This is a genomic window from Kitasatospora sp. GP82 (assembly GCF_029892105.1).
Lineage (GTDB): Bacteria > Actinomycetota > Actinomycetes > Streptomycetales > Streptomycetaceae > Kitasatospora.
Genome location: NZ_JARZAJ010000133.1, coordinates 1 through 1,231 on the forward strand (window position 1 = coordinate 1; position 1,231 = coordinate 1,231).

Consider the following 1,231-nt stretch of genomic DNA (forward strand, 5'->3'; position numbering starts at 1 on the left):
GAGGCATGGCACTCACGATAGCCGCTGCAGGACGGCTGCACCCATCACGATTCGCCAGCGTTGCGGGACAGCCCTTGGCAGCGGCCTGTGCCTCAAGTACGACCGGACTTGGCGTTCGCCGAGCGTGCGACCCTCGAAACCGACCCAGGAAGCCGGTTCGAAACAGCCGTTGTTCACACGCCGCGATAGGAGGAGGGGCCGATTGGTCCAACTCCTATATAGAACATCAATCCGAGGTGCGAATTATCGTTCCATGGTGCCAGACAACCAGTTACGCACATTTGGCATTTGGCTGCCATCATTGCCTGCGTCTTCCTACGATGTCTGTGGCTTTATTGGCCTGATGGGCGGTTGGGGTGTGATGGCAGACTCCGGGGACTTCGATCAGGATCAGGTAACGCGCGGCCTGCGCGAGGCGGCGGGCTTCTACGCCCGCAAGGTCGACGAACTCAACCTGCGCCGCCAGGAGTTGGTGAGGGAGTTGGCTGTGGTTGAGCAGTAGGTGGCTGTTGCCGAAGCCCGTCGGGAGGCTCCCGCGTTCGGCAGAACCACGCCCCGGCAAGGTGGTCAGTCGGTGTCCTGATCGTCCAGGGCCGCCTGTACGACCTCGACAGGGTCGCCGAGCGGTGTCAGGTCGAACCACTCGCCACGGACCCGATGCTCGGCAAAGTGCCGGTGCAGGGCGTTCTCGTGGTTGCCGCTCCAGGTCCCCAAGAGGGACAGGACGACCGACTGCCCGACCTGAAGCGTCGAGAGGCGCTTCTTGGGGTCCAGGCTGGTAAAGCCGATCTTCACCAAGGGGGAGCCTCGGCACTGACGAGGTACGTGTGCCCTATGGCGCGCTGGTGGGGGATCGACTCGCTCGGCAGGAATGGACGCTCGGAGGCGAGCCATGGCGGCCTCTTTCCCTCCCTGTAGCCAAGGAACGCGCCATGCTCGTCGAACTCGTAGATGTCACACTTCTCTACCACCGCCGCGGACGCGCCGGCCAGCGTGGATCTCACCTGCTCGGCGGTGACATCTCCAGCGGTGATCAGGTCCAAGAGTTCGATGACTGCTGCGGCTTCCACTGTGGTGCCCCATCCATCGGCGCCTTCCCGTTCCTCCGGGTAGCCCTCAAACCGCGTTTGAGATCTGCCGTGTCCCGCTGCTGAGGCCTTCGTTGAGCTCACCGTGAGCGGTGCTGGGGGCGGGTATCCATCTGATCTGTCGGATGAGCAGTGGGCGCTGG

The 1,231-nt window shown here is 63.4% G+C and carries 2 protein-coding genes and 1 pseudogene; 1 reads left to right on the plus strand and 2 read right to left on the minus strand.

Annotated features, from left to right (window positions below):
* The first annotated feature begins 253 nt into the window (after positions 1-253).
* Complete coding sequence (locus P3T39_RS37440; RefSeq protein ID WP_280703796.1) at positions 254-502, plus strand: hypothetical protein; 249 nt, start codon at positions 254-256, stop codon at positions 500-502.
* 65 nt (positions 503-567) lie between these two features.
* Here P3T39_RS37440 and P3T39_RS37445 read toward each other — a convergent pair whose 3' ends face one another.
* Both P3T39_RS37445 and P3T39_RS37450 read right to left on the minus strand, forming a co-directional pair.
* Positions 568-795 (minus strand): GIY-YIG nuclease family protein, encoded by a 228-nt coding sequence (locus tag P3T39_RS37445; protein WP_280703797.1) that lies wholly within the window; start codon positions 793-795, stop codon positions 568-570.
* Positions 792-1,231 (minus strand): annotated as a pseudogene (locus P3T39_RS37450) (hypothetical protein); the annotation flags it as partial. The gene P3T39_RS37445 and the pseudogene P3T39_RS37450, both read right to left, overlap by 4 nt.